The organism is Mycobacterium sp. TY814 (genome assembly GCF_030755175.1).
In the GTDB taxonomy this organism is placed as follows: domain Bacteria; phylum Actinomycetota; class Actinomycetes; order Mycobacteriales; family Mycobacteriaceae; genus Mycobacterium.
Genome location: NZ_JAUFRY010000004.1, coordinates 398,909 through 422,600 on the forward strand (window position 1 = coordinate 398,909; position 23,692 = coordinate 422,600).

The window sequence follows — 23,692 nt, forward strand, 5'->3', positions numbered from 1 at the left end:
CTCATGACCAGCACCTCTCCTGGCTCGCTTCCGCCGGATGCACCTCGGCCCGACCACTCGCCGTCCCGCAAGACGCCGCCGCCGCAGTCCCGTCCACTGCCCAAGGACAAGGCCTCCGCCTTCACCCGCGCCGGTGCGCTGTGGTCGTCGCTGATCGTCGGGTTCCTGATCCTGATCCTGCTGCTGGTCTTCATCGCGCAGAACACGGCGTCCACCGCGTTCACCTTCCTCGGCTGGCACTGGACGCTGCCGCTGGGAGTGGCGATCCTGCTGGCCGCCGTCGTGGGCGGGCTGATCACCGTTGCCGTGGGTACGGCCCGGATCGTTCAGCTGCGCCGCGCGGCCAAGAAGAACCTGACCGCCGCGCACCGCTAGGTGAGCCTGGCGATCTCGGCGAGTCCGCGCGAGATCAGCGGCGCCACCACCTCGGGAGCGTCGGCGGACGCCTCCTGCCCGTCGGCTTCCTCGGACATGCGCCGACGAAAGTCGATGCCCGCGGCGATGATGGCGAGCTTGAAGTACGCCAGGGCCATGTAGAACTCCCACTGGCCCAGCGGCTGCCCGGACACCAGTGAATACCGGTCGGCCAGCTCATCGGCCGACGGCAGCAGCGGAGACGTCCAAGCGGCCGGAGTGTCGATGATCAGGTCCAGTGCCGGGTCCCGGTAGACGCACATCAGGGCCGCGTCGCTGATCGGATCCCCCAGAGTCGAAAGCTCCCAGTCGACGACCGCACGCACGATGGTCGGGTCCTCCGAATCGAGGATGGTGTTGTCGATCCGGTAGTCGCCGTGCACGATCGACGTCCGGCTCTGCTGCGGAATGGCTTGCTGCAGCGCCGAATGCAACCGTTCGACGTCGTCGTCGCGGCGGTCTTCTGGTAACCGCACCAGCTCCCATTGCGAGCCCCACCGGCGTACCTGGCGTTCCAGGTAGCCGTCGGGCCTGCCGAAGTCGCTGAGCCCGACGGAGGCCGGGTCGATGCTGTGCAGGTCGACGAGCACCCGGATCAGCGAATCCACGCAGCCGTCGATGGCGCGGCGCCCCAGCGATTCCAGCTGTGAGCGCCGGCGCACCACCTGCCCGTCGACGAATTCGACGATCTGGAATGGCGCACCCAGCACCGTGTCGTCCTCACACAGGGCGATCGCACGCGCCACCGGCACCGCGGTGTCCTGCAGCGCGGCCACCACCTTGAACTCACGGGCCATGTCGTGCGCCGAGGGCGTCAGGCCGTGCAGTGGCGGACGCCGCACCAGCCAGCTCGTCGCATCGTCATAGACGCGGAAGGTCAGATTGGAGCGGCCGCCGGAGATGAACTCACCGCGCAGCTCGCCGGTGCGCGGGACGTCCAGTGAACGCAGATACCCGTCCAACGCCGCCAGCTCGAGGCCGTCAAGTCGGTCCACCGAAGTCACCGCACTTGTTTACCATTCACTCCTCAGGATCAAATCGTTCGCTCCTCCGCACGCCGCTACACGGCGCGCATCGTCGACTCACCCCTGCTGGATCGGTTCGCTCCTCCGCACGCCGCTACGCGCCGCGCATCGTCGACTCACCCGCGCAGGTTTCGGGGCAGCAGATCCCACACATGCTCCGTCGCGTTGACCGTCGCCACCGTCGCCTGCCCGGTCCGGGAGAACAGCAGCCGGGTCACCGAGGCGTAGTCGATGGGAAACGACAGCAACCGCGCGGTCCCCAGAATCTCGTGCAGCACCACATTGATCACACCGCCGTGGCTGAACGCGGCGATGGTCTCGTCGGGGTCGGCGGCAGCCACCAGGTCGTCGATCGCGCCGCGAACCCGGGCACGGAACGCGTCCTCGTCGACGGCAGACGGCAGATGCCCCTGCGCCATGCGAGCCCATTCCTGCGGGAACTCGGTTCGGATCTGTTCGATCGGAATGTAGGACGTCAGGTCCCGGTCGTATTCAGCCAGCCGGTCCTCGATATCGATGCTCAGGTCGCGAGCCTTCGCCAGCGGCTCGGCGGTCTGGATCGCGCGGCGTTGCGGGCTGCTGACGACACGAGAGATGGGAAACCGGGCCAGCGCCTCAGGCAGCCGCGCCACCTGCTGCAATCCGGTCTCGGACAGGTCGGGATCGGCACCCTCGCCGTGTTCGCTGCGCAGCGGCAATGCGTGGCGGACCAGAAGGAGTTGCATCTGCCCAGCCTCGCACGCGGGCGTTCGGGGTCTTGCCGGCCTTCTGGAGAATGCTATTCTCCATAAGGAGAGCGGGGTGTGCGGAGCATGGTGGCTGCGAGTAGGACCGAACTGGATGCCGGCGTTCTGGGACGCTGGCTCGACTCCAAGGACGCGGCGGGGCACGGCGAACAGACCGTCCTCAACCAGCTCAGCGGCGGCTCGCAGAACACGCTGTATCTGGTTGAGCGCGGCCCGGAGCGGATGGTGCTACGGATGCCCGGCCCGCGCGCAGACGCCGCGCGCCTTGACGGCCTGCTCCGCGAGATCCGGCTGGTGCGGGCCCTGTCGGGCACCGACGTGCCGCATGCGGAGTTGATCGCCGCCGACGACACCGGCTCGGTGCTGGGTATGCCGTTCTACGTGATGAGCGCGATCGACGGCTGGAGTCCAATGGACGGCGGCTGGCGGGCGCCGTTCGACACCGACCTCGCGGCTCGTCGCGAGCTGGCGTTCCAGCTCGTCGAAGGCGCCGCCAAGCTGGGCCGGGTGGACTGGCGCGCCCAGGGCCTGGAAGGTTTCGGCCGCCCGGACGGCTTCCACGAACGACAGGTCGACCGCTGGCTGGCCTTCCTCGACTCGTACAAGGTGCGGGAGCTGCCGGGACTGGACGAGGCCGCGGAGTGGCTACGGCGCAACCGGCCCGCGCACTACACGCCCGGCATCATGCACGGCGACTACCAGTTCGCGAACGTGATGTTCGCGCACGGGGCACCGGCCCGGCTGGCCGCGATCGTGGACTGGGAGATGACAACCGTCGGCGACCCGCTGCTGGACCTGGCGTGGGCGCTGCTCGGCTACGACGGGGAGGAGCCGCGCGCCGGCGGGTTCTACCTCGACATGGCCGGCATGCCGCGGCGCAGCGAATTGCTGTCGCACTACGAGTCGATCAGCGGACTGTCTACCGAGAACATCGACTACTACCTGGTGCTGGCAAACTGGAAGCTCGGCATCGTGCTGGAGAAGACATACGCCGCGGGCGTTCGGACCGGGAAGGTGGACCCCAAGATCAAAGACGCATTCGGGTCGATGATCCCGCAGCTCATCGCCACCGCCGCAGAATTGGCACGGTCCTGAAATGGGTTACGCTGACCAGCTTTTCGACCTCACTGACAGGGTGGTGCTGATCACTGGCGGTAGCAGGGGCCTGGGCCGGGAGATGGCCTTCGGCATGGCGCGCTGCGGTGCCGACGTGGTGATCGCCAGCCGCAACATGGACAACTGCGTGGCCGTGGCCAAGGAGATCGAGGCCCAGACGGGCCGCACCGCCATGCCGTACCAGGTGCACGTCGGCCGGTGGGACCAACTCGACGGGCTGGTGGAGGCCACCTACGACGCCTTCGGCAAGGTCGACACCCTGGTCAACAACGCCGGCATGTCGCCGCTGTACGGCAAGCTGTCCGAGGTCAGCGAGAAGCTCTACGATTCGGTGTTCAACCTGAATCTCAAAGGGCCATTTCGCCTTTCGGCGTTGGTGGGGGAACGGATGGTGGCCGCCGGAGGCGGCTCGATCATCAATGTGAGTTCGGCCGGCTCGCTGCGACCGAGCCCGGACATCATTCCCTACGCCTCGGCCAAGGCCGGACTCAACGCGATGACGGAGGGCTTCGCGCGCGCATTCGGCCCAACGGTGCGGGTGAACACACTCATGGCCGGGCCGTTCCTGACCGACGTCAGCAAGGCCTGGAACCTCGAGGAGCGTGACACCAACATGTTCGGGCACCTGTCGCTGCGACGCGCCGGCAATCCCCCCGAAATCGTCGGCGCCGCTCTGTTTCTGGCGTCGGACGCGTCCAGTTTCACCACCGGCTCCATCGTGCGGGCCGACGGCGGCATTCCCTGACGAGAGGAGCACTTCGATGGCATGGGACTTCTCCACTGAGCCGGAGTTCGAAAAGAAGCTCGAGTGGGTCCGCGCGTTTGTGCGCGACGAAGTGGAACCGCTCGAAGTGCTCTTTCCCGGCTGTGAATTCCTGCCGCTGAATGAGGAACGCCGCCGCATCGTCGATCCACTCAAGCAGCAGGTCCGCGATCAGGGTTTGTGGGCACCGCATCTGGGTCCCGAACTCGGGGGGCAGGGCTTCGGCGCGGTCAAGCTGACCCTCATCAACGAGATCCTGGGCCGCAGCCCGTGGGCGCCCATCATCTTCGGAACGCAGGCCCCCGACACGGGCAACGCGGAGATCCTGGCCCGCTTCGGCACCCAGGAACAGAAGGACCGGTACCTGGCCGGCCTGTTGTCCGGAGAGATCTTCTCCTGCTTCTCGATGACCGAACCGCAGGGCGGCGCCGATCCGCGGGTCTTCACCACCCGGGCGGTGCGCGACGGTGACGACTGGGTGATCACCGGCCAGAAGTTCTTCTCCTCCAACGCTTCTGTCGCATCGTTCTTCATCGTCGTCGCCATCAGCGACCCGGATGTGCCGGTGCACCACGGCGCGTCCACGTTTCTGATCCCGGCGGGGACACCGGGCCTGACCATCGAAGCCAACCACCACCTCGTCGGGTCCGACCCGCACGAACCGGGCCATGCGCTGGTGCGCTACAACGACGTGCGGGTCGGCCCCGACGCGCTGTTGGGTGAACCGGGCCAGGGCTTTCTGATTCTGCAGACGCGCTTGGCCGGCGGACGTTTGCACCACGCCATGCGCTCCATCGGGATGGCGCAGCGGGCCATCGAGATGATGTCGCGCCGGGCGAAAAGCCGTTTCACACAGGGTAGTTCGCTGGCGGACAAGCAACTGGTGCAGGAGTTCATCGCCGACTCGCACACCGAGTTGATTCCGTTCCGGCTGACGGTACTGCACGCCGCCTGGCTGATCGACAACGGCGACGAACGCGCGGCCCGCGCCGAGATCGGGGTCTGCAAGATCCTGGCCTCCCAGGTGCTGAAATCCATTGCGCTGCGGGCTATTCAGGTCCACGGCGCGCTCGGGCTCAGCGATCAGCTGCCGCTGGTCAACGTGCTGCTGGGCGGCATCGCGCTCGGTCTGGCCGATGGACCGACCGAGGCGCACAAGGTCAACCTGGCCCGGATGCTGTTGAAGGGTTACGAAGCCGAAGAAGGCGAGTGGCCCAGCGAGATGCTCGACGTCCGGCGTGAGGCGGCCCGCAAGAAGTACGCCGGCGTGATCGATCGTGTTCCGGCACTGCCTGATTCGCCGTGAGCGACCGGGTGACCGCGGCCGTCGAGCGTGCCCTCGACGACCGGCAGCGTGCCGCTGCCGAGGAGGTGGAACGGATCCTGGCCGCCGCGGTACGGGTGATGCAGCGGGTGGCGCCCGAACCGCCCCGCGTCAGCGACATCGTCGCCGAGGCCGGGTCGTCGAACAAAGCGTTCTACCGGTACTTCGCCGGCAAGGACGAGCTCATCCTGGCGGTGATGGAACGCGGGGTGGGAATCGTGGTGTCCTATCTGCAGCACCAGATGGCCAAGGAGACCCGGCCGCAGGACCGGGTGGCCCGCTGGATCGAAGGCACACTGGCGCAGGTCGCCGATCCGCATCTGATCAGCATGAGCCGCGCGGCGGCCGGGCAGGTGTCGAACTGGCTGGCCGCCGACCGGGAGATGATGCGGCCGCTGCGTGAGCTGCTGGTCGAGCCGGTGACCGCGCTCGGCAGCACCGACGTCGAGCGTGACGTCGAGGCGGTTTACGGTGGCACGGTCGCGGTGATGCGACGGTACGTCGGGTCGGCCGACCGGCCGGGCCGGGAAGACATCGAGCACCTGGTGAAGTTCTGCCTGCTCGGGCTGGGAGTCCGTTGATGCGCGCCATTCTCTGCAATGCCTACGGCCCACCGGAGGACCTGGTGCTCGCCGAGGTTGCCGACCCGGTGCCCGCCCCGGGTCAGGTGCTGGTGCGGGTGCACGCGGCGGCGGTGAATTTTCCCGATGTGCTGTTCATCGCGGGCAAGTACCAGGTCAAGATTCCGCCGCCGTTCATCCCCGGCAACGAGATCGCCGGCGAGGTGGTGGCCGTCGGGACCGGCGCATCGTTGCACCCGGGCCAGCGGGTATTCGGCACCACCTTCGGAGCGTTCGCCGAGTTGGCGGTGCTGGATGCCACGACGGCCGAAGCGGTGCCCGACGGCGTCGATTTCGGCTCTGCCGCGGCTTTCGGGGTGACCTACCGGACGGCGTACCACGCGCTGCGTTCGGTCGCCCAGGTCGCCCCGGGTGATTGGGTGGTGGTGCTGGGGGCGGCGGGAGGAGTCGGCCTGGCCGCGGTAGATCTGGCAGTCGCGATGGGCGCCCGGGTGCTGGCGGCGGCATCCACTCCGAAGAAACTGGACCTGTGCCGCGAGCGCGGCGCCGAGGCCACCGTCGATTACGACAATGAGGACCTGAAGCTACGCATCCGGGAGCTGACCGGCGACAGCGCGCGCGTCGTCCTGGACCCGGTGGGCGGCTCCTACGCGGAGCCCGCGTTGCGGGGGCTGGCCCGCGGCGGCATGTTCGTCACGCTCGGCTACGCGGCCGGATCCATCCCGGCCATTCCGCTGAATCTGGTGATGCTCAAGGACATCACCGTGCGCGGCATGGAGATCCGCACCTTTATGGGCGACTATCCCGACGAGTGCGCCCGCGACCTCGCCGAACTGTCGCAGTTGTTCGCCGACGGAAAGATCCGGCCCTACATCGGTGCGCGGTTCCCGCTGGCGGAAACCGCTGCGGCACTGCGCTTCGTGGCCGACCGCAAGGTGCTGGGCAAGGTGATCATCGACGTCGCTTGAGGGTTACCCCTCCATCGCGAGCAGACGCAAAATCGCCCAGGAGCGTCCGCTCCATGGCGATTATGCGTCTGCTCGGCCCAGTCACGGGACCACGATGTTGAAGTTGGGGTCGGGGTTGTCGAGCACCGCCAGCAACGATTGCAGCGCGCCCTGGTCGCCCGACACCTCGAGCCCCGGCGACGTGAAGTCACCCATCGCCACGCCGAGAAGCCGGAACTTGGTGTCCAGCTTGACCGTAACGGTCGCGGACGCCGGGTCGGCGGGCACCCGCCGCTGCACCAGCACACCATTGCGCAGCGCCAGCCGGTAATTGGCGTCCAGATCGGCGAACGTGATGTCGATCGCGATGTCCAGATCCCAGCTGCCCGGCCCGTTCACCCGGATGGCCAAGCCGTCGAAGATCTGCTCCGGCGTCAGCTGGGACAGCAGGCTCAGCGACGTCGCTTGGGTCGCGGTCCCGAAGTTGCCCACGCGCAGTTCAGTGGCCCCGCTCATGAAGAAGTTGCGCCACGTCGCGTTCTCGGCGCCGTAGCCCAACTGCTCCAAAGTGTCCGCATACAGCTCACGCGCCGCGGCGTGATGCTCGTCGGTGAACATCGCGTGATCCAAAAGCGTTGCCGCCCAGCGGAAATCGCCTGAATCAAAAGCGGCGCGGGCCAATTCGACCACCCGGTCCAGGCCGCCGAGGGCCTCGACATAACGGGGCCCCAGCGCTTCAGGCGGGTGCGGCCATAACCGGCCCGGGTTGCCGTCGAACCATCCCATGTAGCGCTGGTAGACGGCCTTGACGTTGTGGCTGACCGACCCGTAGTAGCCGCGGGCATGCCAGGCCTGGTCCAAGGCCGGTGGCATCTGGAACATTTCGGCGATCTCCACGCCGGTGTACCCCTGGTTGAGCAACCGCAGAGTCTGGTCGTGCAGGTAGGCGTACAGGTCGCGCTGCAGCGAAAGGAACTCGACGATGTGCTCGCGTCCCCAGGTCGGCCAGTGATGTGAGGCGAATACCACGTCGGTGCGATCGGCGAAGGCGTCGATCGCCTCGGTCAGGTAACCCGACCAGGCATGCGGGTCGCGCACCAGGGCCCCGCGCAGCGTCAACAGGTTGTGCAGGTTGTGCGTGGCGTTCTCGGCCATGCACAACGCCCGGAATTGCGGGAAGTAGAAGTGCATCTCGGCGGGAGCCTCGGTGCCCGGCGCCATCTGAAACTCGATCTGCACACCGTCGATGGTGTGCGTCTCCCCCGTCTTCTTGATATCGATGGTCGGAACGATCAGGCCGACCTCGCCGGTCGACGGTGTCTGACCGAGCCCGCAGCCCACCTGCCCGGACGGCCCGCGATCCAGCACCGTGCCGTACATATACGTGGCGCGGCGCGTCATCGCCGGTCCGGCATAGACGTTCTCCTGTACGGCGTGTGTGGTGAAGCCCTCCGGCGCCAGCACCGCCACCTTCCCGGCATCCACGTCGGCCTGCGACGCAACTCCGAGCACACCCCCGAAATGGTCGACGTGGCTGTGGGTGTAGATGACCGCCACCACCGGCCGGTCGCCGCCCCGGTGCGCGCGATACAACTCCAGCGCTGCCGCGGCCACTTCCGTGGACACCAGCGGATCGATGACGATGACTCCGGTGTCGCCTTCGATGAAACTGATGTTGGAGAGGTCGAGTCCCCGAACCTGATAGATCCCCGGCACCACCTCGTAGAGGCCCTGTTTGGCGGCCAGCGTCGACTGCCGCCAGAGGCTGGGATGTACCGACGTGGGTGCGGGCCCGCCGAGGAACGAGTACACGTCGTTGTCCCACACCACGCGACCGTCGGCGGCTTTGATGACGCACGGCGTCAGCGCGGCGATGAAACCACGATCGGCGTCGTCGAAATCCCTTGTGTCATCGAACGGTAACGCATGCCGGCCATGTGCCGACTCGATTGTCGCGGTAGGAGGCTTGTGATCCACCGGCACCACCTTTCCATCAAAGCAGCCATTCGGAGTGAGACTCGCCTGCAAATTGTTTTCGTTGGACCCTAGCCATTCCGTCCGGAGAAGTCGCATACTGCCGGGGCGGTTCGCAATGACGATGGACCGCTACAACGGCAAAGGAGCACAGGTGAAGCGTGGACTGACGGTCGCTGTGGCCGGAGCGGCCATTCTGGTCGCGGGTCTTTCCGGATGTTCGGACAACAAGTCGAACACGAGTAGCGGTTCCTCGAGCGCGAGTTCAAGCGGAGGCGGCGGCGCCTCCGGCACGAAGGTCATCATCGACGGTCAGGACCAGCACGTGACAGGCACGACCGTGTGCACCACCGCGGCCGGCAACGTCAACATCGCGATCGGTGGGTCGGCGACCGGCATCGCCGCCGTGCTGACCGACGCCAATCCGCCTGAGGTCAAGTCGGTGGGCCTCGGCAACGTCAACGGCGTGACCCTCGCGTACACCTCCGGCACCGGCCAGGGCAAGGCCGAGGCGACCAAGAACGGAAACGCCTACAAGATCACCGGCACCGCCACCGGGGTGGACATGGCCAACCCGATGTCACCGGTGAACAAGCCCTTCGAAATCGACGTCACCTGCTCCTGACTTAATGCGACGATGCGGGCGGTTGCCGACCATTGACCGGCAACCGCACCGCGAATTCCGTGCAGCCGGGTCGGCTGTTCACGGTAATGGTCCCGTTATGCGCTTTGACGACGGCGGAGACGATCGCCAAACCCAATCCAGTGCTGCCGCCTTTGCGTGAGCGTGAACTATCGCCACGCGCGAATCGCTCGAACACCTCCGACTGTTGCGCCACCGGGATTCCGGCACCGTTGTCGGTGACCTGCAGCAGCGTGTGTGTCGGCCCGGTGCTCAGCCGGGTGGTGACGACGGTGCCCGGTGCGGTGTGAATGCGAGCGTTGGCCAACAGATTGGCCATCACCTGATGCAGGCGTGCCTCGTCCCCGATCACCGTCACCGGTTCCGGCGGCAGATCGAGCTCCCACTGGTGATCCGGTCCGGCGATGTGGGCGTCGCTGACGGCATCGACCGCCAGGCGGGACAAGTCGACCGCTTCGCGCTCGAGCGGCCGGCCGGAGTCCAGCCGGGCCAGCAGCAGCAGGTCCTCGACCAACCGGGTGATCCGCTCGGTCTCCGAGGCGACCCGGCTCATGGCATGTGCCACCGCTTCGCGGTCGTCACCCATGCGTTGGGCGAGTTCGGTATACCCGCGGATCGCGGCCAGCGGTGTACGTAGCTCGTGGCTGGCGTCGGCGACGAACTGGCGGACCCGGGTCTCGCTCGCCTGCCGGGTCGACAGTGCGGCGGAGATGTGATCGAGCATCCGGTTGAGCGCCGAACCCAGTTGCCCGACTTCGGTATACGGGTTGGCGTCGGCTTCAGGCACCCGGACCGGCAACTCCACCTCACCACGGTCCAGCGGCAGATCGGCCACCTTGGTGGCGGTTTGGGAAACCCGCCGCAACGGCGCGAGCGCCCGCCGGATGATGACCACCCCGGCGGCGGTCGCGGCGGCCATCGCGATCAGCGTGACGATGCCGAAAATGACCAGCATCCGGAATTCGGTGGCATCGATGTTGGACATCGACAAGCCGGTCACGATCACATCGGCACGGTTTCGGCTGGGGGCGGCGACGACCCGGTACCGGCCCAGGCCGTCGAGGTTCAGGGTCACCGGTGAGCGGCTCCCGGCGATCTGCTCAAGTTGATGCTGGGCTGCCGGCGTCAGAGCGTCGCGCGCACCGCTACTGGTCAGGTACCCGGCGTCGACGGTCCTGCCGTCACTGACCACCGCCGCGACCATGCCGGCCGGCTGGCCCGGCGCGTCCAGAAACCTGGGGCCGGGTCCGGTCTTGACGACGCGCGGTTCGTGCCGGCGGGGCGGTTCGGGGTATAGCAGCGACGAGCGGTAGGAGGTGCCGCTGAGTTGACTGTCCAACTGCGCCAGCAGGTGGTGGCGCAGCGCGAGTTCGGTTGCGGCAGTGATGCCGACACACACGAGGGCGAGGACCACGACCTGCCCGACGATGAGGCGCAGCCGAAGCGACCAGACCCGCGGGCTCCTAGCGCGCCGGCTTGAGGACATACCCTGCGCCGCGCAGCGTGTGGATCATGGGTTCGCGACCGTTGTCGATCTTCTTGCGCAGGTAGGAGATGTACAGCTCGACGATGTTGGACCGGCCACCAAAGTCGTAACTCCATACGCGGTCCAGAATCTGCGCCTTGCTCAGCACCCGCTTGGCGTTGCGCATCATGAACCGCAGGAGTTCAAACTCGGTGGACGTCAACGAAATCGGTTCACCTGCCCGGGTCACCTCGTGGCTGTCTTCGTCGAGGACGAGATCGCCGACGACGAGTTGGGCTCCGCTGTCCACGGTGGTCACGCCGGTGCGCCGCAGCAGGGCGCGCAACCGCAGCACCACCTCTTCGATGCTGAACGGCTTGGTGACGTAATCGTCTCCGCCGGCGGTCAATCCGGCGATACGGTCTTCCACGGCGTCCTTGGCCGTCAGCAGCAGCACCGGCAGACCGGGATTCTCCTGACGCAACCGGTGCAGGACGTCCAAACCGCTCATGTCGGGCAGCATTACGTCGAGGACGACGACGTCGGGGCGTTCGGCACGGGCGGCGGCGATGGCCGATGAGCCGTCGCCCGCCGTGGCGATGTTCCAGCCTTCGTAGCGCAGGGCCATCGACACCATCTCGGCCAGCACAGGTTCGTCGTCCACCACCAGCACGGTGACCGGTTGGCCGTCGGCGCGGCACATGACCACGCGTTCAGTTCGGGGAGCCGCCACGAGTTCCAGTATCCGCACCCGACTAGGCCGAGGCTATGGCATCCCTATGCCCCAGCTGTGAAACGAAAGAATCCCGTGACCGCAGTTGCGGTCACGGGATCTTCCCGGTGTGCCGTGATCAGTACCAGTTTCGCCTGCCGGCGACGGGGCGGCCAACGGAGCCCATGGCCCACATGACCGCACCGACAACGAGCAGGACCACTCCAAGCACTGTCAACAAATGCACTCCGAAGACGAAACCGAGGATCAGCAAGAGGGCGCCGACGACAATCATGACAACTTTCCTTTACTTAGCAGGGACATAACTGACCGAGTGCATTGCACTGGGCTGCGGCAAACGGGGGGCGTGGCAATCTTTCACTTTCGGATTTACGCCCATGTAATTCAATGGCCCCGCTATCACCGTGACTGCGACGGTTCCCAGTGAGGCACAACTGGTTTCCTCACCCTTGAAATAGTCACGCTGCCAGGCCGCGAGGACCCCTATGAGCAGCCACACCAGGACAATAACCCCGAGAATCCCGCGACCGCGATACATAGAGACCTCCGTTGTTCCCGAAACAAATTTGGCGTCCCCAGAGCTTTGCCCGTTGTACTCGTGCCTAAACATGAAAATGGCGGGAGAATCAGCCCCCATTCGGCCGCTATCAGCCGCCTTGCGCCGCCAGCCAGGAAGCGGCGCGCCTATTCGAGGCGCGGGACAGCCACGCGTCCTGAATCAGCTCTGTCAACTCGGTCAGGCCGATCTCGGCCAGCCGGCTGGCGCGCACCAGCACCGAGGGGTGCCCGTCGAAATGGGAAGAGCTGAAAAACGGCGAGTCAGGGTCCTGGATCAGGGCGAGCTTGTCGCTCTCCGACTCCACCCACAGCATGATCACGTCAGCCCAGCGCTCTCCGGTGTCGGGATCGGTGCAATCCGGCTGCGGGGTACGGAAGAAGACGAACGACTTCCCGCCCACCTGATAGATCGGGTTGCCCTTCGGCCCCTCCAGCCGCTTGACGTGTGGCATCGACGCGGCAATCCGACGCACGTCGCCGACCTTCGCGGGCCGATCAGCCATACCGGCGACGATACCGGCCAATACTTGACGGTCCGCAGCTGTAGCATGGGCAGCCGGTTAAAAGGTTGCAGTAGAGGGGGATAACGGCACGGTGACTGATACCTTGTTCGCCGATGTCTCGGAATACCAAGTGCCGGTTAATGACTCATATCCGTACCAGGTGTTATCGATTCGCGTCAGCGACGGCACCTATCGGGATCACAACTTCGCGCGTAACTATGCGTGGATGCGTGCCGCAATAGACAGTCGCCGAATGACGTTCGGCATCGTCTATACCTACGTCCGCCCCAATTGGCAGTCCAATGCCGACACCGTGCGCGCGATGATCGATGCCGAAGGCGGCCTGCACCCGCGGGTCGCGCTGATGCTCGACGTCGAATCCGGGGGTAATCCGCCGGGTGACGGGTCGGCCTGGATCAATGCGCTGTACTGGAATCTGGCTGACTACGCAGGCTCGGCGGCCCGAATCATCGGGTACGCCAACGCCTATGACTTCTACAACATGTGGCGGGTGCGCCCGGCCGGCCTGCGCGTGGTCGCGGCGGGATACGGGTCGAATCCGAATCTGCCCGGCCAGGTCGCCCACCAGTACACCGACGGCAACGGCTACAGCCCGAATCTTCCGCAGGGCGCGCCACCGTTCGGCCGCTGTGACATGAACTCCGCCGACGGGCTCACCCCGCAACAATTCGCCGCCGCGTGCGGCATCGCAACGAGCGAAGGATGGTTGATGGCTCTTTCCGACGACGAACAGACCGAACTGCTGAACAAGGTGCGCGACATCTGGGATCAGTTGCGCGGACCCGACGGCGCGGGCTGGCCGCAGCTCGGGCAGAACGGTCAGGGACAGAATCTGACTCCGGTGGACGCGATCGCGGCGATCAAGACGTACGTCGAGGGCCCGCGGTCGGGTCAGTCGGCGACAGCTACCTGAGGCGTAAGAATACGGTCTATCCGGTAGCTCCGGCGTCGCCGAAGAAGAGCCCGCCGGTTCCCCCGGCGCCGTTCTGGCCGTTTGGTCCGATCACACCCTGGGACGGCGCCGCAGCGCCGCCGAGTGCCCCCGCACCGCCGGCGCCTCCGTTGCCGATCAGCCGCGCGGGGCCACCAGCCCCACCATTGCCGCCGGCACCACCTGCGCCGCCGCTCTCGCCACCTCCGTCTTCGGTAGCCGACGAGCCACCCGCACCGCCGGCGCCTCCGACGCCGCCACTGCCGTAAAGCCACCCGCTTGCGCCGCCGTCACCGCCGGCGCCGCCCCCGGCACCCAGCCCGTAGTCGCCGTTCGGATTCGCGACGGCCCGCCCGCCGAGTCCACCCTGGCCGCCGGGTCCGCCATCGCCGATCAGCCGACCACCGCTACCGCCGTTGCCTCCGGCGCCTCCGACACCGGCTCCGAGGTCGCCGGCGTTGCCGCCGTTGCCGCCCGCCCCGCCCGCTGCGCCGATACCGAACAATCCGCTGTCACCACCGGTGCCCCCCGAGCCCCCGGCGCCACCCGTCAAACCCACAAACACGTTTCCAGCGCCGTCGACGTAACGGCCGACTCCGCCGTCACCACCCGCCGCGCCGGTACCGGCTCTGCCATAGAGCCATCCGCCGTTACCGCCGTTACCGCCGGCGCCACCGGCGCCGGCCGTACCGATGCCGGGCGCGGTGGGGTTGTCATTGAAGTTGGGGCTGAACAGACCGGCTCGACCGCCAGTGCCGCCCGTCCCGCCGGCTCCGCCGTCACCCAGCAACCCGGCGTCGCCGCCGGCACCTCCGACGCCGCCGACTCCGCCGGAGAATCCACCGGGCTGCCCGCTCGTGATGAACGCGGCATCCGCGCCGGCTCCGCCGTGCCCGCCCGCTCCACCATCGCCCGCGACCCAGCCGCCGCGCCCTCCGGCGCCGCCGGTGCCGCCGGCACCGCCGTCTGCAATGCCGACCGGCCCCCCGGCCCCACCGTTACCGCCGACGCCCCCCTCACCGAACAGTCCCGCCGCTCCGCCGGCACCGCCGTTCCCGCCGACGCCGCCCCGACCACCCAACGCGGCCAGGTTTCCGTCGCCACCCAGTCCGCCGTGTCCGCCGGCCCCGGCGTTGCCAAACAGCAAGCCTCCGGCACCACCGGCGCCGCCGTCGCCACCGCTACCCCCGTTAAGGCCGAAGCCCGGGCTGGGAAATGGACTGATGCCTCCCGCGGCCCCGCCGACTCCACCCGAACCACCGGCACCACCGGCGCCCCACAGCCCGGCCGCGCCACCAGCACCACCGGCACCACCATTGAAACCATTGGCCTTCAAGGCCCCGGCCGCTCCGCCCCCGCCGCTGCCGCCGGATCCACCGTTGCCGTACAGCCAGCCGCCGTGCCCTCCCGCGCCGCCGGACGCGTTGGCTCCCCCGGCGCCGCCGGCGCCACCGTTTCCGATCAGCCCTGCCGCACCGCCGGCACCCCCTGCCGAGTTGGCCGCGGTTTGCGAAAAGCCTTTTCCGCCATTGCCATACAGCAGTCCTCCGGCGCCGCCGTGGGGATTAGCTGCCGTACCGTCCGCACCGTTGCCGATCAACGGTCTGCCGAGCAAAGCCTGGGTGGGTGCATTGATGACGCCGAGAAGGGCCTGCTGCAACGTTTGGACTGCGGCCGCTTCGGCGGACGCATAGCTTCCCGCGGCTCCGCTCAATGTCTGCGCGAAGTTCTGGTGAAAAGTCGCCGCCTGACTGCTCAGCGCCTGATACCGCTGGGCGTGCCCGGAGAAGAGCGTGGCGATAGCCGCCGACACCTCGTCGGCGCCCGCGGCAAAGATTGCGGTCGTCGGCAGCGCCGCCTTGAGATTCGCCGCGTCGAGGGTTGCCGCTACAGCCGCGAGATCGGTCGCCGCGTTGGCCATAATGTCCGGAGCAGCAGACAGATACGACATATTCGCCCCTTTGTCGCCGGCGCTTCGAGACGTTTACGTTCTGTCGTGGTGACGATACCGATGAGGCGCGCTACGTCAAAGCCTTTTGAAGCAGTCCGCAATCACTGTCCGACAACGTGAAAAGCGTTACTAGAAGGCAGTTCTGGGATGCCGCGGCGACGTATCTCGTCACCGAGGCGGCCGGGGAGGTTGAGAATCCCGCACAAGCCGCCGGTGCCGCCGACGCCACCCACTCCGCCCGCCACCGCACACTCCCGCCGCGCCGCCACTGCCTGCGCCTCCGGACGCCCCACCGGACATCCCATGCCGCCGCCGGCATCCCCGGGAGCTGCCACTAGATCCGGCAACGCGCACCCCCCTGTGACTCGGTTTCATCGTTGTTCGCGAATTTTGACGCGCGCGTTACTGAGACCGCTCACGTCCCGGCGACGCCGGCCGTTCCGTCCGCGCCGCGCTCCCCGAAGACGGTTCCGCCGCGCCCGCCTGAGCCGCCGGCACCTCCGGGCCCGCCACTGACATTTCCACTGAGCCCGCCGGTTCCCCCCGACCCGCCAGGTCCGCCGGCGCCGAGCAATCCGGCCGCACCGCCCGCACCGCCTATGCCGCCCGTCCCACCTGTGGACCCCTGCAGGGTGATTGGCGTGCGAATGTAGGTGCCAGGTCCGCCGGCACCGCCGGCGCCACCGGCCCCACCATGGCCGTACAACCAGCCGCCGCCGCCCCCGGCTCCGCCATTGCCGCCGACTCCGGCGACGCCTTGGTAGACGACGGTCGCGGGCATCGGCCCGTTGGTGATTTCAATTGCGGGCGTGCCCGGAACAACAAAGATGTTGTCCGGGCCGGGGAATCCGCCGGCGCCACCAGCACCACCGGCTCCGCCCGCACCGAACAAGCCGGCGGCGCCACCCGCACCCCCCTGCCCTCCGACACCCGCAGTCGCCGCAGCAACTGTGATGGTGGTGCCGTCGTCCAGGTAAGGATTGCCGGCGTTGCCACCGAGACCGCCGGTTCCGCCGTTTCCGTACAACCACCCGCCGTGCCCGCCGGCGCCTCCGTTGCCCCCGCTGCCCGCTTCTTGCGCTCCGGCGATACCGACGCCGGAACTGCCACCGAGTCCGCCCGCGCCGCCGGCGCCACCACTACCGAGCAGCCCGGCCGCGCCGCCGGCGCCTCCGGCGCCGCCGCTGCCGGGCGCACTGATGCCGGTCCCGGCCGCACCCGCTCCGCCCTGGCCGCCGGCGCCGCCATTGCCGAACAGCCACCCGCCGTGGCCGCCCTCGCCGCCGGCCGCGTTGCTGCCGCCGGCGCCGCCCCGACCACCGTTGCCGATCAACCCGGCCGGACCACCCGCCCCGCCCGCGACCCCGGTCGCGGTCTGCGAATAGCCATCGCCGCCGTTGCCGTACAACAACCCGCCGGGGCTGCCGTTCGGTGTGGCCGCCGTGCCGTCGACGCCATCACCGATCAGGGGACGGCCGAACAGCGCCTGGGTTGGTTGGTTGATCAGGTTGAGCGCTTGCTGCAATGGCCCGGCGTTGGCCGCTTCGGCGGCCGCGTACGACGACGACGCCGAGCCCAGCAAGCGCACGAACTGCTGATGGAATTCCCCGACGTCGATGCTTATTGCCTGGTAGTGCCGGGCGTGGGCGGCGAACACACCGGCGATCGCAGCCGAGACTTCGTCCGCGCCGGCAGCCAGCACCGCGGTCGTCGGCCCCGAGGCGGCATTGTTTGCCGCAAACAGCGCCGATCCGATTCCTTGCAGGTCCGTCACCGCCGAACTGATGAAGTCCGGCACCACAGCGAGATACACCATGGGCGCACGATAACTGCGGCACCCCAGGTGGGGGGTAAATCCCGGCGAACTCCTATTTCGGCCGCTGCGCGGAAACGAACAGGGTCGGCGGCATGGCGACGTCAGCACCGTCGGCGACATTGCGGCCGTAGCGCGCCATCAATCCGGCGAAGTCGACGGACGAGGCCTGCCAGCCGCGATCACGCAACCACTCGGGCAGCGCCGTCCGTTCCTCGGCGTACCAGAGGTCTTCCACGGCCGGCATGTCGGCGTCGGTGACTTGCGCCGCCACCTCGCGCATGCGCTGCATCTCTTCCCGCTGGCGCTGCACCAGATCCGGGTCGATGAATCCCTCCCCGGGGACGTTGGACGCCAACCAGCTGCCCGGTGCGCTGAGTGCATCAATCCGCTCGAAGAGCAGATCCTGGGCTTGGGCGGGCAGGTAGCGCACTAACCCCTCGGCGGACCAGGCCGACGGTTGCTGCGGGTCGAACCCTGCTTCCTGCAACGCCTGCGGCCAGTCCTGACGCAGGTCGATCGGGACATTGACCAATTGCGCCGTCGGGGTGGCACCGTGCCGTTCCAGAGTGGCGGTCTTGAACTCCAGCACCTTGGGCTGGTCCAGTTCGTAGACCACAGTGCCGGCTGGCCAGGGCAGCCGCCACGCCCGGGCGTCGAGTCCGGCGGCCAGGATCACCACCTGGCGAACCCCGGAGTCCGCGGCCGACAGGAAGTACTCGTCGAAGAACGCCGTCCTCGTCGCCATGAAGTCGACCAGCATCTGTGCCCGCGCCTGCACCTGCGGGTCGATCTCGGATGCCTGCGCCAGCAACCGCGGGTCGGCGTAGAGGCTCCACATGCCGTCGCCGACGGCATCCAGGAAAACCCGCGCGAAGGGGTCCCGGATCAGCGGGTTTTCGCTCTCGGTTTCGGCGGCGCGGGCGGCGGCCACGCCGAGCGCAGTCGATCCGACGCTTTGGGTGATCTCCCACGAGTCGTTGTCAGTGCGCGGCATGCCGGTCCCCTCGCCAGAAGTAGTGAGTTTCGCAAACTATTCTTCCCGCCGCGGGGGCCGCACGCCGCTCCCCTACCCTTTTTCCCAGAGGGTCTACAGGTTGCAAGGGAGCAGCATGGCACGCACGCCGCAAGAAGTCTTCGCCCATCACCGCAAGGCACTCGTCACGGGTGACCTCGACGAGATCGTCGCCGAACAGCGCGCCGACGACGGCGTTGACACATTCGTGTTCCGCGACGGCATGATCGGGGCACAGACCGTCCGCTACACCCTGCGCGCGACCGCATGAACGGGGTGGATCTGGACGCCGTCGCCCGGTGGATGTCCGGGCAGGGGCTTGGCGAGGGCCCGCTGCAGGACGTAACCGCGGTGACCGGCGGGACGCAGAACGTCATGCTGCGCTTCACCCGGTCCGGACGGACCTACGTGCTGCGCCGCGGGCCGCGGCACCTACGACCTCGCAGCAATTCCGTCATCCTGCGCGAGACGAAGGTGCTGGCCGCACTGGCCGGCTCGGACGTGCCGCACCCTCAGCTGATCGCCACCTGCGAGGACGTCGACGTCCTCGGAGATGCGGTCTTCTACCTGATGGAGCCGATCGAGGGTTTCAACGCCGGTGAAGGACTGCCCGAGTTGCACACCACCAATCCCGAGGTGCGTTACGGCATGGGGCTGTCGATGGCCGACGCGCTGGCCAAGCTCGGCGCCGTCGACCATGTCGCCGTCGGGTTGGGCGACTACGGCAAGCCGGACGGATTCCTGGAACGCCAGGTGCCGCGCTGGCTTTCGGAACTGGAGTCCTACCAGGAGTACGACGGCTACCCCGGTCCCGACATCCCCGGCATCGACGACGTGTCCCGATGGCTGGAAACCCACCGTCCGGCGCAGTGGACACCCGGCATCATGCACGGCGACTACCACGCGGCCAACGTGATGTTCTCCCGCACCGGGCCGGACGTGGTGGCGATCGTCGACTGGGAGATGAGCACCATCGGTGACCCACTGCTGGACCTGGGCTGGCTGCTGGCCACCTGGCGGCAGTCCGACGGGTCGAGCGTGTTCAGCCACGCCCTGGGCGGCACCGACGGCTTGGCCGGCACCGGCGAGCTACTGGAACGTTATGCCACCAACACGAGTCGCGATCTGTCGCACATCACCTGGTACACCGTGCTGGCCTGCTTCAAGCTCGGCATCGTCATCGAAGGCACCCTGGCGCGCGCCTGCGCCGGCAAGGCCGAGAAGGAAGTGGGCGATCAACTGCACGCCGCAACGGTGCACCTGTTCGAGCGGGCACTGACGATGATCGAGACGCGGGACTAGCGCGCGAGGGTCTCCTGCCGGCGTGCACCGAGGTCGCGCTCGGTGCCGCTACCGCCGGGCCCACCCTCGCCGAACGACCTGCCGTTGCGCGGGCGACCGGCAGTGATGGCGCCGGAGGCGCCGCCCGAGCCGTTTCGTCTGCCGGCCATCGGCGCGGTGCCGGCCACCGGCGCCGCCGCGACCGGCCGGACCGTGCCCGCGCCGGCACCGGCACCCCGGCCCGGCGCGACCCCGCCGCGGTTGCCGGGCAGCAATCCGATGGACCTGCCGCCCCGCGCCGACGCCGGCCCGAGGCCGGCGCCACCGGCGGGTCCGATCAGGGACTGCACCGGCGTGGTGGCGCCGGGCGTCGACTGGGTGACGGGCTGCAGCGGCTTGGCGTTCGCGCCCTCGGCGGTGGCGTAGGCGTTCGACGAGGCGTTCATCGCCTGGACGAACTGGTCATGCAGCTTGGCGGCCTGCGCCCCCATCGCCTGATACTGCTGGGCGTGCGCGCCGAACACGTTGGCCATCGCCGCCGATACCTCGTCGGCCCCGGCCGCCATCACACTCGTGGTGGGGATCGCCGCTGCGGCGTTGGCCGCGTCGAGCGTCGAGCCGAGGCTGGCCAGATTCGACGCCGCCTCTGTCAGCAACTGGGGCTGTGCAAATAAGAACGACAAGACGGCATCCTTCGTGCTTTTCGACGTCTGGAATGCCGAGAATGCTATTGAAAATGCGCAGGTAGACCAAGCATTGAGATCTGCTGGCTGCCGAATCGTTATATGACCGTTATATCTGACGGCGGCGCTGTAAAAAGCCTGGACAGGCGTCTGGGCCCGAGCCGACGAAAAACCCCGGCCAAGCGCCGGGGCGTTCACACGAAGCGCGCCCGAAGGGATTCGAACCCCTAACCTTCTGATCCGTAGTCAGATGCTCTATCCGTTGAGCTACGGGCGCCTGTGTTCAGTTGTGGTCTAGCTGGTGGTGCGTGGCGGAGGCGAGAGGATTTGAACCTCCGGTTCCCTTTGAGGGGAACAACTCATTAGCAGTGAGCCCCATTCGGCCGCTCTGGCACGCCTCCATGGCCTTCCAAAGGGTACCCGACCCCGGATACCGAAGCCGCCGGAGGCATAGCGTACACAGCCGCGACATATGCTGTCGAAGTGACCGCCCGCCTGCGGCCCGCGCTGGCCGGGCTGCCTGTTTACGTTCCCGGCAAGACCGTGCCCGGCGCCATCAAGTTGGCCAGCAACGAAACTGTGTTTGGCCCGCTGCCCAGCGTCAAGGCGGCCATCCAGAACGCGACCGACCTGATCAACCGTTACCCCGACAACGGCTGTGTGCAGCTCAAAGGGGTGCTGGCGGAGCACCTGTCGACCGCGGGCCGCGAGTTCACGCCCGCGCACGTCGCCATCGGCTGTGGCTCGGTGAGCCTGTGCCAGCAACTCGTCCAGATCACCGCGGCGGCCGGCGACGAGGTGGTGTTCGGCTGGCGCAGCTTCGAGCTGTACCCGCCGCAGGTGCAGGTCGCCGGCGCCACCCCGGTCCCCATACCGCTGCGCGAGCACACCTTCGACCTCGATGCGATGCTGGCCGCGGTCACCGATCGCACCCGGCTGATTTTCGTCTGCAACCCGAACAACCCGACCTCCACCGTCGTCGAACCCGATGCGCTGACCCGCTTCGTCGAAGCCGTACCGCCGGACATCCTGATCGTCATCGACGAGGCCTACGTCGAGTACATCCGCGACGGCATGGCACCCGACAGCCTGGGCCTGGTCAGCACCCACGACAACGTGGTGGTCCTGCGCACGTTCTCCAAGGCGTACGGCCTGGCAGGCCTGCGGATCGGCTATGCCGTCGGCCACCCCGAGGTGATCACCGCGCTGGACAAGGTCTACGTCCCGTTCACCGCGACCAGCGTCTCGCAGGCCGCCGCCATCGCGTCACTGCAGGCCGCCGATGAACTACTCGAACGCACCAACGCGGTGGTCGCCGAACGCCGGCGGGTCAGCGCGGCCCTGCGTGATGCCGGCTTCGAGCTGCCGGTCTCCCAGGCCAACTTCGTCTGGCTGCCGCTGGGCGATCGCACCGCGGACTTCGTGCAGCGGGCCGCCGACGCGCTGATCGTCCTCCGGCAGTACGGCACCGACGGCGTGCGCGTCACGATCGGCGCGGCGGAGGAGAACGACGCCCTGCTGCGGTTCGCCCGCGGCTGGATCTGACCTCACCTTGGCGCGAGCGTGAAGCTGGCCGCACGCTGGGCGCCGAACGTGAAGCTGGCCGCACACTCGGCGAAGAGGGCGGCCGGGCTAAGCGGGATTGCGGCCGGTGAAAGCGATCAGCCGCGTCAGTGGGTCCGCATCCTCGGGCACCTCGACCGGGTCGTCGAATCCGGCCGCGCCGCGTTGTTCCGGCCTGATCACGGCGTGCGCCAACCCGAGCACATACTCCGCCAGTGAGTCCGGGGCCTCGACGTCATGCCCGACGGCGCGGGCGTAATCCCAGGCGTGCACCAGGAATTCGAGGGAGAAGACGGCGACGGCAACCCGCGCGGGCATCGACCCGCCCCCGAACGCGACCTCACCATCCAGGCCGTGCCTGTGCCAGGCGTCCAATGCCGGACGTGCGGTGCTGACGACCAGCTGCTCCACCGACTCGGTGTCCTGTGGCACCGTGAACTGCGCGCCGACCATGCCGCCCAGGCTGGTGATCGATCTGATCAGGTGCGCGGTGAGATCCTTGACGTTGTACTCCGAGCACGGCGTCTGCTTGGACTTGTCCGAACCGGCGACGGTATGCAGCACCTGCTGCAGCACGCCCAGGGTCAATTCGGCGCTGCGCAGCTCGTCGGTAGGCGGGGATTCGGGGCCGGGCACCAAGTCGTCGGGCATACCAGCCACGCTACGGTCTCGATATGGGCGAAACATACGAATCAGTCACCGTCGAGATCAAGGACCACATTGCGCAGGTGACCCTGATCGGCCCGGGCAAGGGCAACGCCATGGGGCCCGCCTTCTGGTCGGAGATGCCGGATGTCTTCGCGACCCTGGACGCCGATCCCGACGTGCGCGCCATCGTCATCACCGGGTCCGGGCGGAACTTCAGCTACGGCCTGGACGTGCCGGCCATGGGCGGGTCGTTCACCCCGTTGCTGTCCGGTGAAGCGCTGGCCGGCCCGCGTGCCGTCTTCCATCGCGAGGTCAAGCGCATGCAGGGCGCCATCACCGCTATCGCCGACTGCCGCACCCCGACGATCGCCTCGGTGCACGGGTGGTGCATCGGCGGCGGTGTCGACCTGATCTCGGCGGTCGACATCCGCTATGCCAGCGCCGACGCGAAGTTCTCGGTTCGTGAGGTCAAACTGGCCATCGTCGCCGACGTCGGCAGCCTCGCCCGCCTGCCGCTCATCCTCAACGACGGGCACCTGCGTGAACTCGCGCTGACCGGCAAGGACATCGACGCGGCCCGCGCCGAGAAGATCGGTCTGGTCAACGACGTCTACGACGACGCCGAGGCCACGCTCGCGGCGGCCCACGCCACCGCCGCCGAGATCGCCGCCAACCCGCCGCTGACCGTGCACGGCATCAAGGATGTACTCGACCAGCAGCGCACCTCGGCGGTGTCGGAAAGCTTGCGCTACGTCGCCGCCTGGAACGCCGCGTTCCTGCCGTCGAAGGACCTGACCGAAGGCATTTCGGCGACATTCGCCAAGCGGCCGCCACAGTTCACCGGCGAGTAGCGCTGCGCCACAGGGCACCGGCCAGCCACCCGGTCGAGATCATTGATCCCAGGATCATGAACAGGCCCAGCGCCACCGAGTAGGCACCGAAGACGAGCAGCTTCACCTCGACATAGCGTGAGCGGCCGGCCATGCCCTCAAAG

The 23,692-nt window shown here is 67.8% G+C and carries 27 protein-coding genes and 2 tRNA genes; 12 read left to right on the forward strand and 17 right to left on the reverse strand.

All coding sequences use genetic code 11. The annotated features are described in order from the left end of the window. Window positions 1–3 precede the first annotated feature (3 nt). The gene (locus QXH22_RS27080) at window positions 4–375 is read left to right on the forward strand and encodes a lipopolysaccharide assembly LapA domain-containing protein (protein ID WP_306246858.1); all 372 of its coding nucleotides are present in this window, start codon (window positions 4–6) and stop codon (window positions 373–375) included. Here QXH22_RS27080 and QXH22_RS27085 read toward each other — a convergent pair. Continuing rightward, on the reverse strand, window positions 372–1,418 hold the full coding sequence (locus tag QXH22_RS27085) for a phosphotransferase family protein (RefSeq protein ID WP_306246856.1): 1,047 nt from the start codon (window positions 1,416–1,418) through the stop codon (window positions 372–374). The genes QXH22_RS27080 and QXH22_RS27085 overlap by 4 nt on opposite strands. A 137-nt stretch (window positions 1,419–1,555) precedes the next feature. Next, the gene (locus QXH22_RS27090; RefSeq protein WP_306246854.1) at window positions 1,556–2,164 is read right to left on the reverse strand and encodes a histidine phosphatase family protein; all 609 of its coding nucleotides are present in this window, start codon (window positions 2,162–2,164) and stop codon (window positions 1,556–1,558) included. An 87-nt stretch (window positions 2,165–2,251) separates the two neighbouring features. Here QXH22_RS27090 and QXH22_RS27095 point away from each other — a divergent pair, with 87 nt between their 5' ends. Genes QXH22_RS27095 through QXH22_RS27115 form a run of 5 tightly spaced genes read left to right on the forward strand, consistent with a single transcriptional unit; the run spans window position 2,252 to window position 6,937 of the window. Then, window positions 2,252–3,280, forward strand: a complete 1,029-nt coding sequence (locus QXH22_RS27095; protein WP_306246851.1) for a phosphotransferase family protein — start codon at window positions 2,252–2,254, stop codon at window positions 3,278–3,280. A gap of 1 nt (window position 3,281) precedes the next feature. Continuing rightward, the gene (locus QXH22_RS27100; protein ID WP_306277532.1) at window positions 3,282–4,046 is read left to right on the forward strand and encodes an SDR family NAD(P)-dependent oxidoreductase; all 765 of its coding nucleotides are present in this window, start codon (window positions 3,282–3,284) and stop codon (window positions 4,044–4,046) included. A gap of 16 nt (window positions 4,047–4,062) precedes the next feature. Beyond that, the gene (locus QXH22_RS27105) at window positions 4,063–5,370 is read left to right on the forward strand and encodes an acyl-CoA dehydrogenase family protein (protein WP_306246847.1); all 1,308 of its coding nucleotides are present in this window, start codon (window positions 4,063–4,065) and stop codon (window positions 5,368–5,370) included. Further along, on the forward strand, window positions 5,367–5,969 hold the full coding sequence (locus QXH22_RS27110; RefSeq protein ID WP_306246845.1) for a TetR/AcrR family transcriptional regulator: 603 nt from the start codon (window positions 5,367–5,369) through the stop codon (window positions 5,967–5,969). The genes QXH22_RS27105 and QXH22_RS27110 overlap by 4 nt, the downstream gene beginning before the upstream one ends. Then, window positions 5,969–6,937, forward strand: a complete 969-nt coding sequence (locus tag QXH22_RS27115) for an NADPH:quinone oxidoreductase family protein (RefSeq protein WP_306246843.1) — start codon at window positions 5,969–5,971, stop codon at window positions 6,935–6,937. Before QXH22_RS27110 ends, QXH22_RS27115 begins: the two co-directional genes overlap by 1 nt. An 81-nt stretch (window positions 6,938–7,018) precedes the next feature. Here the strand turns inward: QXH22_RS27115 and QXH22_RS27120 are convergent, their stop codons facing one another. Further along, complete coding sequence (locus QXH22_RS27120) at window positions 7,019–8,899, reverse strand: alkyl/aryl-sulfatase (RefSeq protein WP_306246841.1); 1,881 nt, start codon at window positions 8,897–8,899, stop codon at window positions 7,019–7,021. 145 nt (window positions 8,900–9,044) lie between these two features. Between QXH22_RS27120 and QXH22_RS27125 the strand changes: the two genes are divergently transcribed. Continuing rightward, a complete protein-coding gene (locus tag QXH22_RS27125; protein ID WP_306246839.1) occupies window positions 9,045–9,515 on the forward strand; it encodes a lipoprotein LpqH in 471 nt (156 codons plus the stop codon). Between the two features lies 1 nt (window position 9,516). Here QXH22_RS27125 and QXH22_RS27130 read toward each other — a convergent pair whose 3' ends face one another. From QXH22_RS27130 to QXH22_RS27150, 5 genes are all read right to left on the reverse strand, one after another. Next, window positions 9,517–11,019, reverse strand: coding sequence for a cell wall metabolism sensor histidine kinase WalK (locus QXH22_RS27130; protein ID WP_306246837.1), 1,503 nt, complete (start codon window positions 11,017–11,019; stop codon window positions 9,517–9,519). Next, window positions 10,997–11,701 (reverse strand): two-component system response regulator TcrX, encoded by a 705-nt coding sequence (gene tcrX / locus QXH22_RS27135; protein ID WP_306247938.1) that lies wholly within the window; start codon window positions 11,699–11,701, stop codon window positions 10,997–10,999. Before tcrX ends, QXH22_RS27130 begins: the two co-directional genes overlap by 23 nt. Before the next feature lie 148 nt (window positions 11,702–11,849). Further along, entirely contained in the window at window positions 11,850–12,005 is a 156-nt protein-coding gene (locus QXH22_RS27140; RefSeq protein WP_167544975.1) for a DUF6131 family protein, read from the reverse strand. Between the two features lie 12 nt (window positions 12,006–12,017). Beyond that, entirely contained in the window at window positions 12,018–12,269 is a 252-nt protein-coding gene (locus QXH22_RS27145; RefSeq protein WP_306246835.1) for a hypothetical protein, read from the reverse strand. Window positions 12,270–12,378: 109 nt separating this feature from the next. Next, complete coding sequence (locus tag QXH22_RS27150; protein ID WP_306247936.1) at window positions 12,379–12,792, reverse strand: MmcQ/YjbR family DNA-binding protein; 414 nt, start codon at window positions 12,790–12,792, stop codon at window positions 12,379–12,381. Window positions 12,793–12,883: 91 nt separating this feature from the next. On the opposite strand from QXH22_RS27150, the gene QXH22_RS27155 reads away from it, so the two are divergent. Next, a complete protein-coding gene (locus QXH22_RS27155; protein WP_306246833.1) occupies window positions 12,884–13,726 on the forward strand; it encodes a hypothetical protein in 843 nt (280 codons plus the stop codon). 16 nt (window positions 13,727–13,742) lie between these two features. Here the strand turns inward: QXH22_RS27155 and QXH22_RS27160 are convergent, their stop codons facing one another. From QXH22_RS27160 to QXH22_RS27180, 4 genes are all read right to left on the reverse strand, one after another. Further along, entirely contained in the window at window positions 13,743–15,695 is a 1,953-nt protein-coding gene (locus tag QXH22_RS27160) for a PE family protein (RefSeq protein ID WP_306246831.1), read from the reverse strand. Window positions 15,696–15,796: 101 nt separating this feature from the next. Then, on the reverse strand, window positions 15,797–16,042 hold the full coding sequence (locus QXH22_RS27165; protein WP_306246830.1) for a hypothetical protein: 246 nt from the start codon (window positions 16,040–16,042) through the stop codon (window positions 15,797–15,799). Between the two features lie 68 nt (window positions 16,043–16,110). Then, window positions 16,111–17,511: a PE family protein gene (locus QXH22_RS30590; protein WP_371934326.1), complete on the reverse strand. Its 1,401-nt coding sequence runs from the start codon at window positions 17,509–17,511 to the stop codon at window positions 16,111–16,113. Window positions 17,512–17,563: 52 nt separating this feature from the next. Beyond that, window positions 17,564–18,505: a class I SAM-dependent methyltransferase gene (locus tag QXH22_RS27180; RefSeq protein ID WP_306277533.1), complete on the reverse strand. Its 942-nt coding sequence runs from the start codon at window positions 18,503–18,505 to the stop codon at window positions 17,564–17,566. A 115-nt stretch (window positions 18,506–18,620) separates the two neighbouring features. On the opposite strand from QXH22_RS27180, the gene QXH22_RS27185 reads away from it, so the two are divergent. Both QXH22_RS27185 and QXH22_RS27190 read left to right on the forward strand, forming a co-directional pair. Continuing rightward, window positions 18,621–18,794 (forward strand): hypothetical protein, encoded by a 174-nt coding sequence (locus tag QXH22_RS27185; RefSeq protein WP_306246826.1) that lies wholly within the window; start codon window positions 18,621–18,623, stop codon window positions 18,792–18,794. Then, window positions 18,791–19,825: a phosphotransferase family protein gene (locus QXH22_RS27190; RefSeq protein WP_306246824.1), complete on the forward strand. Its 1,035-nt coding sequence runs from the start codon at window positions 18,791–18,793 to the stop codon at window positions 19,823–19,825. Before QXH22_RS27185 ends, QXH22_RS27190 begins: the two co-directional genes overlap by 4 nt. Here QXH22_RS27190 and QXH22_RS27195 read toward each other — a convergent pair. The 3 genes from QXH22_RS27195 to QXH22_RS27205 all read right to left on the reverse strand — a co-directional run bounded on the left by QXH22_RS27195 (window position 19,822) and on the right by QXH22_RS27205 (window position 20,888). Continuing rightward, entirely contained in the window at window positions 19,822–20,487 is a 666-nt protein-coding gene (locus tag QXH22_RS27195; protein WP_306246822.1) for a PE family protein, read from the reverse strand. The two genes, QXH22_RS27190 and QXH22_RS27195, sit on opposite strands and share 4 nt — an antisense overlap. Before the next feature lie 204 nt (window positions 20,488–20,691). Beyond that, window positions 20,692–20,764, reverse strand: a tRNA-Arg gene (locus QXH22_RS27200). 32 nt (window positions 20,765–20,796) lie between these two features. Next, a tRNA-Ser gene (locus QXH22_RS27205) sits at window positions 20,797–20,888 on the reverse strand. 82 nt (window positions 20,889–20,970) lie between these two features. Between QXH22_RS27205 and QXH22_RS27210 the strand changes: the two genes are divergently transcribed. After that, window positions 20,971–22,032: a pyridoxal phosphate-dependent aminotransferase gene (locus QXH22_RS27210; protein WP_306246819.1), complete on the forward strand. Its 1,062-nt coding sequence runs from the start codon at window positions 20,971–20,973 to the stop codon at window positions 22,030–22,032. An 87-nt stretch (window positions 22,033–22,119) separates the two neighbouring features. On the opposite strand, the gene QXH22_RS27215 is transcribed toward QXH22_RS27210, so the two are convergent. After that, on the reverse strand, window positions 22,120–22,710 hold the full coding sequence (locus tag QXH22_RS27215) for a TIGR03086 family metal-binding protein (protein WP_306246817.1): 591 nt from the start codon (window positions 22,708–22,710) through the stop codon (window positions 22,120–22,122). Window positions 22,711–22,724: 14 nt separating this feature from the next. On the opposite strand from QXH22_RS27215, the gene QXH22_RS27220 reads away from it, so the two are divergent. Continuing rightward, window positions 22,725–23,549, forward strand: a complete 825-nt coding sequence (locus QXH22_RS27220) for a crotonase/enoyl-CoA hydratase family protein (RefSeq protein ID WP_306246816.1) — start codon at window positions 22,725–22,727, stop codon at window positions 23,547–23,549. Here the strand turns inward: QXH22_RS27220 and QXH22_RS27225 are convergent. Continuing rightward, entirely contained in the window at window positions 23,536–23,682 is a 147-nt protein-coding gene (locus tag QXH22_RS27225) for a hypothetical protein (protein ID WP_306246815.1), read from the reverse strand. The two genes, QXH22_RS27220 and QXH22_RS27225, sit on opposite strands and share 14 nt — an antisense overlap. Window positions 23,683–23,692: the final 10 nt, after the last annotated feature.

Excerpts from the sequence above, each read along its gene's own strand:
- QXH22_RS27080 (WP_306246858.1), top strand. The coding sequence starts at position 4 with ATGACCAGCACCTCTCCTGGCTCGCTTCCGCCGGATGCACCTCGGCCC.
- QXH22_RS27090 (WP_306246854.1), bottom strand. The coding sequence starts at position 2,164 with ATGCAACTCCTTCTGGTCCGCCACGCATTGCCGCTGCGCAGCGAACAC.
- QXH22_RS27095 (WP_306246851.1), top strand. The coding sequence starts at position 2,252 with ATGGTGGCTGCGAGTAGGACCGAACTGGATGCCGGCGTTCTGGGACGC.
- QXH22_RS27100 (WP_306277532.1), top strand. The coding sequence starts at position 3,282 with ATGGGTTACGCTGACCAGCTTTTCGACCTCACTGACAGGGTGGTGCTG.
- QXH22_RS27105 (WP_306246847.1), top strand. The coding sequence starts at position 4,063 with ATGGCATGGGACTTCTCCACTGAGCCGGAGTTCGAAAAGAAGCTCGAG.
- QXH22_RS27115 (WP_306246843.1), top strand. The coding sequence starts at position 5,969 with ATGCGCGCCATTCTCTGCAATGCCTACGGCCCACCGGAGGACCTGGTG.
- QXH22_RS27130 (WP_306246837.1), bottom strand. The coding sequence starts at position 11,019 with ATGTCCTCAAGCCGGCGCGCTAGGAGCCCGCGGGTCTGGTCGCTTCGG.
- tcrX (WP_306247938.1), bottom strand. The coding sequence starts at position 11,701 with ATGTGCCGCGCCGACGGCCAACCGGTCACCGTGCTGGTGGTGGACGAC.
- QXH22_RS27140 (WP_167544975.1), bottom strand. The coding sequence starts at position 12,005 with ATGATTGTCGTCGGCGCCCTCTTGCTGATCCTCGGTTTCGTCTTCGGA.
- QXH22_RS27145 (WP_306246835.1), bottom strand. The coding sequence starts at position 12,269 with ATGTATCGCGGTCGCGGGATTCTCGGGGTTATTGTCCTGGTGTGGCTG.
- QXH22_RS27150 (WP_306247936.1), bottom strand. The coding sequence starts at position 12,792 with ATGGCTGATCGGCCCGCGAAGGTCGGCGACGTGCGTCGGATTGCCGCG.
- QXH22_RS27160 (WP_306246831.1), bottom strand. The coding sequence starts at position 15,695 with ATGTCGTATCTGTCTGCTGCTCCGGACATTATGGCCAACGCGGCGACC.
- QXH22_RS30590 (WP_371934326.1), bottom strand. The coding sequence starts at position 17,511 with ATGGTGTATCTCGCTGTGGTGCCGGACTTCATCAGTTCGGCGGTGACG.
- QXH22_RS27180 (WP_306277533.1), bottom strand. The coding sequence starts at position 18,505 with ATGCCGCGCACTGACAACGACTCGTGGGAGATCACCCAAAGCGTCGGA.
- QXH22_RS27185 (WP_306246826.1), top strand. The coding sequence starts at position 18,621 with ATGGCACGCACGCCGCAAGAAGTCTTCGCCCATCACCGCAAGGCACTC.
- QXH22_RS27190 (WP_306246824.1), top strand. The coding sequence starts at position 18,791 with ATGAACGGGGTGGATCTGGACGCCGTCGCCCGGTGGATGTCCGGGCAG.
- QXH22_RS27220 (WP_306246816.1), top strand. The coding sequence starts at position 22,725 with ATGGGCGAAACATACGAATCAGTCACCGTCGAGATCAAGGACCACATT.
- QXH22_RS27225 (WP_306246815.1), bottom strand. The coding sequence starts at position 23,682 with ATGGCCGGCCGCTCACGCTATGTCGAGGTGAAGCTGCTCGTCTTCGGT.